General features: G+C 43.3%; 5 protein-coding genes. 1 reads left to right on the forward strand and 4 read right to left on the reverse strand.

All coding sequences use genetic code 11. The features are described 5' to 3' along the window. Positions 1 to 10: 10 nt before the first annotated feature. The 4 genes from NC99_RS12010 to NC99_RS12030 all read right to left on the reverse strand — a co-directional run bounded on the left by NC99_RS12010 (position 11) and on the right by NC99_RS12030 (position 8,705). Entirely contained in the window at positions 11 to 3,121 is a 3,111-nt protein-coding gene (locus tag NC99_RS12010; RefSeq protein ID WP_239684449.1) for a SusC/RagA family TonB-linked outer membrane protein, read from the reverse strand. 358 nt (positions 3,122 to 3,479) lie between these two features. Next, positions 3,480 to 4,691, reverse strand: a complete 1,212-nt coding sequence (locus NC99_RS12015; RefSeq protein WP_239684450.1) for an ROK family protein — start codon at positions 4,689 to 4,691, stop codon at positions 3,480 to 3,482. A gap of 747 nt (positions 4,692 to 5,438) precedes the next feature. Beyond that, positions 5,439 to 6,893 carry a carbon starvation CstA family protein gene (locus tag NC99_RS12025; RefSeq protein WP_053183982.1) on the reverse strand — a complete coding sequence of 485 codons (1,455 nt, stop codon included), beginning with the start codon at positions 6,891 to 6,893 and terminating at the stop codon, positions 5,439 to 5,441. A gap of 138 nt (positions 6,894 to 7,031) precedes the next feature. Next, entirely contained in the window at positions 7,032 to 8,705 is a 1,674-nt protein-coding gene (locus tag NC99_RS12030; RefSeq protein WP_053183984.1) for an FAD-dependent oxidoreductase, read from the reverse strand. Positions 8,706 to 9,077: 372 nt separating this feature from the next. On the opposite strand from NC99_RS12030, the gene NC99_RS12040 reads away from it, so the two are divergent. Further along, positions 9,078 to 9,521 (forward strand): DUF6573 family protein (locus tag NC99_RS12040; protein ID WP_204374979.1); only part of this gene is annotated, 444 nt, incomplete at its 3' end.

A 9,521-nucleotide genomic window follows, 5' to 3' on the forward strand; every position in this document is an offset into this window, starting at 1 on the left:
TTGTTTATTTTTAAAATATCAGTTTAAGACCCATGGAAACAACGCGTTGTTGCGGATAGTAGCCGTTCGATACTCCAGGTTGTTCCGGGTCGATATTGTATTTGGAGAGTTGACTAATTGTGAAAAGATTCTGGCCTTCGGCATAAACCCGAAGATTATCCATTCCAATACCTTGAGTCCATCGTTGGGGAAAAGTGTAACCTAATTGCAGGCTTTTTAGCCTCAGGTAATCGCCATTACGATACCAGAAACTTGAAGAGTAAGCATTGTTTGAACTTGCGGTAACAAGTGCCAGCCTAGGAAACTCACCGTCAGGGTTATCTTCTCTCCAAGAATTTTCAACGAGGTACTTTGGAGAGTTTCCTCCATGATAAAATGGTTTCGTCATCGAAGTGTTATCCATGACTCCATTACTATAAACCCCAGTTAATGCAACCTCTCGGCCTAATCCGCCCTGAATCAACGCTGACAAATCAATTCCTTTCCAAGCTCCATTTAAGGTAAGTCCACCAACAAATTTCGGATAGGCTGATTTTCCAATATAACCACGATCCTGCTCATAAGAAATCACGCCGTCTCCGTTGCGGTCCATGTACTTTATGTCACCAACGCGTACTGCCTTACCAACGATCGTAGGTGAGTTATCAATCTCTTCCTGACTTTGAAATAAGCCGAGAGCAATAAAACCAATTTGTGATCCGACTTCCTTGCCTGTAAGTTTTAGCCAGTCAGGTGTGTTTTCGGAGTCACCAAAACGCAGCCACCGACGCTCCGTATAAGTTCCATTCAACCCAATGCTATAACGGAAATCACCTACCTGATTCCTATGGGTTAGCGAAAACTCGAAACCTTTGTGATCTTGTTTGTTATTATTCTCATAGCCGTAGACATAACCTCCGTATGAATCAGGATAAGTTGCGCTGGCTGAACTCAACATATCATAGATGTATTTGTAGAATATATCAAACTCGACGCCCAGTTTGCCCTGCCACAACATCGCATCAAATCCAAGATTATATTGAAGCGCCTTGGCCCAGGTCAAGTTGATATTCGCTGGCTTGGACGTAATCAACCCACTTTGCGATGTTCCGCCCAGGATGACGGCCGGATCATTCAAAAACGATAAGGTATTTAGGTAGTAATACGGACTAATCTCCGTCGTCCCTGTCAAACCAAGACTCGCCCTCAACTTCAGATTATCAACGTAGCTAAATCGGTCTTTGAACCACCCTTCTTCTGAAACACGCCATCCCAAAGAACCTGCTGGAAATGGACTCCAACGCTTACCTTTCACCATTCCTCCAAAAACATAACTACCATCATACCGTAAGGAAAACTCGGCCAGATACTTCTGAGCATAATTATAGGTTACCCGGCCTAAATAACCAGCTTGCCTTTGTTCCGAACTGCTCCCTGAAACCTTCGTTTTATCGTCCATTGTAGCATAATTCAATTCATCGAGTTCCAAAATATCGAACCCATAGCCATAAGCCCCAAACAAATTACCATCACGGTTAACTGTTTCCATCAAGGCAAGCATAGAAAGACTATGTTCTCCGAACTGATTCTCATATGAAATGCTTGAGTTGGTCGTTAGACGTGAATAATGCGACAATCCTTCTACGAGACTTGAGGTCGTTCCACGGGCGTCATACGTGTAGGAGTATCCAATATCTCCGGTCGTTCCTGTAGGAGCCGTAGCCACGTAAGTGTAATAAGGAGTTGAGAAAGCTTTAGAGGTTTGGTAGGAAACATCATATCCCGACATAAATTTAAGGCTAAGTCCCTCGACGAAAGGCACTCGATACTTTAAAGCCAAATTCGTTTGAACAATATTACTTTTAACCTTGCTATAGCCTGTCAAGTCAGAAGCAGCCAATGGATTAACATAGGAGCTTGCTGTTCTTGTCGAAACAGGTACCCCATCCCTCTCCATTGGCACATATGGGTGTGCTCTCATCGCTTGCTGAGGAATGTTATTCCAGTCTCCCGGTGATGCCGAATATCCCGGACGTTTACGATCTTCGATTCTCCCGGAAATATCAAAAGTCAAGTCCAGGCTTTCAGCGATAACGGCGTCGATATTAGATCGCAGGTTCAAACGATCATAATCGAATCCCTCAACATTACCTTTTTGTTTGTAATTCCCTAATGATACAAAGTATTTGATTTTATCGGTACCACCTGTGGCATTCACGTTCACATTCATCGTTCTTCCCAGTCCGAACGTTTCCTCATACCAATCGGTATTTCCCCAGCCATCAGTTGGATCATCGTTAAGTATTTTTTCAACATGAGTAGACGAAAACACAGGAGCATCCCCATCCATCTCACGAGCTTTATTGTACCAATAAGCATATTCAGGGCCGTCCAGCATATCCAGCATGGCGGCATTTGAACTGACACCATAAGATCCTGAGAATGAAATCCTAGAAGGACCAGTATCCCCGCGCTTTGTGGTGACTATAACGACTGCATTGGCATCCAATCCATAAACCGAAGCTGAAGAAGCATCCTTCAAGACGGAAACAGAAGCAATCTCATTTGGATCAATCTCTGAAATACTACGCTCAATACCATCGACTATATATTTGGCCCCAGTCCCCCGTATAATGATACTGGCACCATCCGACCCTGGCTGGCCTGATTGTTGCAACGAAACAACTCCAGAAATCAAACCGCCCAGCATATTATTGATATTTCCAACCGGCTTTTTCAAGAGCTCATCTCCCGAAATTTGTGAAACAGAACCTGTGATAGTCTGTCGCTTTTGAGTCCCGTAACCGACAACCACGATCTCATCGAGTCCTTCATTTTTTTCAGAAAGAACTACGTTGATTCGCGTACGGTTGGCTATTGGCTCCTCTTTGGTTTCGTAACCAATAAACGAAAAAATCAGAATTGATTCATTATCAGCCGCCGATAGAGTATAGTTTCCCTCAACATCGGTGGTTGTTCCTCTCAATTCTCCTTTAATTGTAACGGAAGCTCCAACCAATGGATCTCCATTTCCCTCTGACACAGTCCCCCTAATGATAACTTGGGCCGAAGCATATTGCATAAACAATAGAAAAAACAGAGCAAGTGCATAACCTAATAGGTTAGATTTTTTTTTCATCATGTGGATTAACATTAATTGACAGTTAAAAAATGATTTGACTTTTTAAGTAAATTTTTAAGATATCTGCCATATCTTTACAAGAAGCATGATGTTGAAAGACTGATGAAACGAATATCAATTGAAGCGATATCTCAAAGTCTTCCAATAAAATGCAGTAGTTCAGTACAAGCTTGAAGCGAATTGGGAACTCGTTACAAACTGAATAGTTGAATTTTAGATTTGAAGTAAATTTGTCGTGTACTAATTTACTTTTGCCTGTCCTTGTGCCCCCAAGCCTTGTGGCAGGCATTTTTTATTTTTCATCTCATTTTCATTATTTCATATCATTTTAGTTTAGTTGTTAGTATTTTTAGTTACGTTATATGAGTTGCAAAGACCGGAGGACAATCGCTGCGGCTCCTTTTGATGCAGCGTCCGCTCCGATTGAGGAAAAAATTAACTCACACGAACGAAGAGGTAATTGCAGTCCGGTGTGGGTCATCCCCGACTTTATTGAGTCTATTAGAATGTCTTTTGCTGATACAAATTCTCCTCCAATAATGATTACTCCGGGATTAAGTAGATTGATCATATTTCCCAAAGCCTTTCCCAGTTTAAAACCTAAGTTATGGGTTAGCGAAATAGAGAGCGAATCTCCATTCGCAGCAGCTTTTAAAATATCGACATATTTAATCTGGCATGATTCACGACTAGTAAGCAACAAAGATGTTTCGCCCGCTTCAACTTGTTGCTGAAAATTTTGTTCCAAAGCATACCCTGATACTTCAGTTCCAAGGCAACCTCGCTTCCCACACAAACAAAGCCTATCTGACTCCGCAAACTGGATGTGCCCAAACTCACCGGAAAAGCCGTTTTCTCCGACTATCAATTCTCCATTTGCTATTATAGCTAAGCCCATCCCACGGCTCAAATTCAATACAAATGCGTTCTTTATATCCTTTGCTTTGCCAAAATACTGCTCCGCCAAACCCAACACGTGTGTATCATTGTCAACATATACCGGGAACGAAAATTTCGCGGAAAAAAAATCGATTAACGACTCTTCCAAAAAATTGAAATAATTATGCGAATATCCTGTCTTTGAATTCACTCGTCCAGTGATTCCCATTCCCATTCCTAAAACCCGGCCGGGATTGATACCCGACGTAGAAATTGCCTTCTGAATAAAAGCGACGACACGATCCAAACAACCAGGGGTGTTCTCAAGAACAAAATCATCATCTTGAAACTTGAAAACCTCGTGCATATCTAAGTTATATACGGAAAATGAAATCCCTTTCAGTAGAACTACAACACCGATACAATACGCAAAATTCGAATCAACTTTGTACAGGGAAGGGCGTCGTCCATTGTTCGTTTCTTTTTTCCCAGACTCAACAATGACCTTATCGTCAATTAACTCATTAATGAGCTTTGTGCCTGTAGGAACGCTCAACTTCACCTTTTTACAGATCCCAGGAATGGTTAGCGGTTTCTCCGATTTATTGAGCAACCCGACAATCTTTCTCTTTTGAGCATATTGTCGGTTCTCATTATTAACATCTTCTATGTCTTTCAAAAATATCTCCACCTGAATCTCAATTAGAATTATTTTTATTTACCGAATGCAAGTTTCTAATTTTTTTTATTAACTCAAAGCCTTTTCTTAAATATTTTTACCCGAATGTTTTTAGTTGCTTTTCAATCCGAGTATTACGGAATGGTTGAAGACATGGAATTACAATGGTACAGCCTCTACAAAGCAACAATCAAGGACTTTCCACAATTTAAGACGGGTAGTTAATTCCAAGTATGATAGTTGCAAAGCAGAAAACCTCTATAACCCTTCATGACCTGGAAAAGTGTAGTGAACACATTTTGATTGCTCCATTGCTAAGCCAACTGATTCTTCAAACATTAAATTACGAAGATGTATCCGATGTGTATATTCAGGGTAACTATTAAGATCATTGGGACCGCTTGCTATCATCCTGTGAGTCTTATCGTGATCAGGAGAAGATCAGGCAACGTAAACTTTTATCTCGTACGGGTTGAAGACGAGAAACTGCAACAACTAGCCGAGGAGATCAGGATACACACCGACAAGCTGGCTGTTTTCCGCCTAGCCAAAGATGTAGATGGAGAAAGATCCAGCATTGCGAGGGCCAATACTAGTATTGAACCGAATGATGGATGATCTGGGGTTTCAGCTTGCCTTTCGTTCGGCAAAGCAAGCACCCCAATCTCAAGTTCGATTTGAAGAAAGTAATCTTCCCCCAACACTGATCGAGCTTTAGGAAAGATTTCAATGAATTGATCAACTAGTATTAAAGCCTTTTTAGTCTCGTACCGAAAGTCGAACCAATTCCTTGGTAAAATAATTTTTCCGGTAGAAAAAGAAGGCAACAAAAGCCAGAACAGCAGTTGCTATTCCGATGGTATAAGAAATTTCTTCTGATAGCGAGAACCCTTCCGGGGCAAAAAACAGGTAAGTGACAATTACCGCGGTCATAAAAACCGCTGGCATTAAGGTCACCCAGTAGAATTTTCGTTCTTGTGCCAAGTAGACGGTGGTGGTCCATAAAACCACCATTGCCAGGGTTTGATTGGCCCAGGCAAAATAGCGCCAAATGATGCTGAAGTCGATCTGTGTCAGTAAAAAGCCAATAAGAAACAGCGGAATACTAATAAGCAGGCGGTTTTTAATCGGCCCTTGTTTGAATTTCATGAAATCGGCAACGATCAAACGTGCGCTTCTGAAGGCGGTATCCCCCGAAGTAATTGGAGCCGCCACAACTCCAAGTAAAGCTAGGAATCCGCCAAAGGTTCCCAGTAAGGAGTTCGAAATTTCATTCACAATAAATGCTGCATTTCCACTATTTGCTGTCATCATTTCATTGAGTTCGTGGATTCCTCCGAAAAAGCTCATGCTGATAGCTGCCCAAATCAGGGCAACGACGCCTTCCGTGATCATCGCTCCGGAAAATACTCTTCGCCCGTATTTCTCATTGGTCAGACACCGAGCCATTAACGGCGATTGGGTGGCATGAAAACCGGAAATTGCTCCACAGGCAATGGTTATAAACAACATCGGGAAGATGGGAAAGTCCTCAGTGTTTACATGGAAGTTTTTCATGTTGGACAGGTTCAGCTCAGGAATGTGATAGCCTTTCACGAAAAGGGCAATGATCAGGCCAACAGCCATAAACAACAAGGCAAAGCCAAAAACAGGATAGATTCGACCGATCACTTTATCGATGGGCAGCATGGTTGCCAACAGGTAATAAGCGAAGACGATCCACACCCAGAAGGTTGTGGAAGCAAAATCCGGGGTCAGGCCCGAAAGAATTTTTGCCGGTCCCATAATGAAGACGGCTCCGACGATGACCATTAACAACACTGTAAAGCCTCGCATGAATTGTTTGGTGCCCACGCCCATATAAATGCCCACAATTTCGGTAATGCTCAACCCCTTGTGTTTTATGGAAAGCATTCCGGAGAAATAATCATGTACGGCACCTGCAAACACGGAACCCAAAACAATCCAAATAAAGGCAACCGGTCCCCACATGGCACCGGCAACCGCACCAAAGATGGGCCCCAATCCGGCGATATTCAAAAATTGGATTAGAAAAATGCGCCACCATGGCAACGGCATGTAATCTACGCCGTCTGTCATGGAGTAGGCTGGTGTTTCCCGATTGGGATCAATCCCCGCAATTCGTTCGATTATCTTGGAATAGAAAAAATAGCCAAGCAACAAAATCAGGATGGATACGAAAAAAGTGATCATAAGGAGTAGTCAGTTTTATTGTAAGAAGTTAACACGGACTAAATTAATAAAAAAGATATCAGTTCCATTCGAAACGCGGGAGGTCGTTCATTTCCTCCCGCGTTTTACTTCGTTAGGTTGAGGCGATCTTTCGATCAACTATTTTTGCTCAAGCCTCAGCTTTTGTCCTTTGCTGAGAAGGATGCTCTCCAACTCATTGTACGGCACTTGTTGAACAGCGAGGTTCTTTTCGATTGCCATGACAGCAGCCGCAGCAGCCGATTGGCCTAAAATCATAAATACTGGTTCCATTCGGATCGAGCCGTAAGCAATATGGCTAGATGAAACTGCTGCAGCTACCAGCAAATTGGTGCATTCTTCTTCTTTTGGGACGATAGAACCATACGAAATTTGATATGGATGGTGCGGATGCACACCAATGTCGCCTTCGTTTTGGACAAAACCTTCATCGGTTACATAACGCTGCACATTGTGCGAGTCCATCGTGTAGGAGCCCATTCCGACAGGAGAGGGAACTACACGTTTTCCCAGCACATCTTTTTCGGTGATCACATATTCTCCGATCATGCGGCGGGCCTCCCGAATGTATAGCTGGTGTGGCCAGTTACCGTTGTCAGCAAATTCATCTTTAGCTAATCCCCAGTTTTGCATTTCGCTACGGATTTCTGCAGGGACACGTTCATCGTTCGCCACAAAATAAAACAGCCCTTTTTGATAATCTTCATGTTCTTTGATGATCTCTTTCCTACGCTCGTACGAAGCTTCCGGGTAATCGTAGTTCATCCCAATGAAATCGCTGCTGAAAGGGCCGTGGTTATTGGTGTCGGTTTTCCGGTTGGGGATCATGTCAAACTTGTTGAACCACTCCCGCCAACCGGTATCAAAAACACGAGCCAGCAATTCGTAATTTTTAGGGTCATAATTGTCCGGCTTCGGAAACGGCACTCGGTTGTCGGGATGGTTGCTCATGCACAGGCGAAAACAGTAAGCTTGCAGTTTGTTATCGCCGCTGCAATTTTCACCAGGTTTTTCCGAAGAAATGCCGAAAAGCAGGCCGCTTGCCGAATCGCCCGGCATAACATACGGATCAATTTTGGACTTAAAGTGATGTCCGTGATGAAAGACTTCAGTCTGAACACCATTCCACTCCTCATTATAAATAGAACAAGCTTCGCGGCCAACGTGGAAACTTACCCCGGCGGCTTCCATCAGGTCGCCTTCATAAGTGGCATCAATGAATACCTTTCCCTTGAACACTTTGCCCGAAAGGGTTTTAATGGAAACGATTTTCCCATCTTCAACCGTTACGCCATTTTCGCGGTCAAGCCACTCATCTCGTAAAACGGATATTTTGTTTTCTGAAATGAAATCTTCGAAAACCTGTTCGGCCACATGTGGCTCAAAAATCCACATGGTGCGGTTCTCGCCGTCCATGGCAACTGTACCCTGTCCTTTATTCCCGTATTCCGAATGCTTTTCCCACTCCCAGGCTGACGAATCATTATAATGTTGCCAAACCCGGTGATAAAATTCGCGCGAAAGACCGCCAATGGTTGATTTATCGCCGGTGTCGGTGAAGCCAAGTCCCCCAGAAGATAGTCCGCCCAAATGCCTATCTGGCGAAATGACCAGCACGGTTTTGCCCGACTGGACAACTTCAACCGCAGCAGTCACTGCGGCCGATGTACCTCCGTAAATGATCACGTGGGCTGACTTGGCATCGTTTGATTTTTTCTGCTGGCATGAAAACAAAACCAATAGGCACATCGCGCCCCAAGAAATTGATTTAATTGGCTTTAAAAGATTCTTCATGTGTTCGATTTAGATATGAGTTAGGTCAATATTAAACGCTACAAAATAAAAAAATAATTGACTGACAATTGCTTTAACCTTCGACAATTGAGGCTGTTTTTTTTCTGGCTTTTTTTTTGCTTCCGCAGAACCAGAAATTTTGGGTTCTTCCTTCGAAGGTTGCCTGTAGTGAATCAGTCTGTTATCAGCGGCGTGCAAACGCCATTTGCTAGCGAAGAAAAAGATTGTCTTAATTTTCACTCAAATTCCTGTCAAAGTTATCTCGCTTCCCGGAACGGTAAAGGGGAACTCGCTTTTCGTGGCTCGTTTCCTTCGGATGCGTTCAGCTTTTCCTTTTCATATCGCACATGCTATCCGCACGGAAAACCTGACATGCACCCCGTTGACCTGATCCGGGACAGCTCAATTGTGGTACGCCAAAAATTTAAGTTTAACGGCGTGCCAGATGCCATTATAAGTCCGCAGGGCAAGCGGCGATCTATTATGAATGATTTCAAGAGTTTAAAACCGATTTCAGTTTACTCCACCAAACAAGCCGTTGATGATGGTTTTCTGATTCAAGTTGATCAAAAGATTTCCAAGGAAGCTGGGATTCGTCATCCGGTTTACCTGACCCGCTCAGTTTGGGACAAATATGTTGAAGTACCCATAGGAATGGAAGGCTATCAGGATCAGGGTGGCCGGTTATGGGATGTGCTGTTCATGTTTGCCTATTTCGCCCGGAAGGAATCTTCTTCCCACTTGCTGTTTAAGCTATTGGTCCAACTGCCAGATACCGGTGATTGGGAGCAGAACGAAAAAGTAACGGACAGGTCG

Origin of the sequence: Sunxiuqinia dokdonensis (assembly GCF_001270965.1) — a bacterium.
GTDB classification, from domain to species: domain Bacteria; phylum Bacteroidota; class Bacteroidia; order Bacteroidales; family Prolixibacteraceae; genus Sunxiuqinia; species Sunxiuqinia dokdonensis.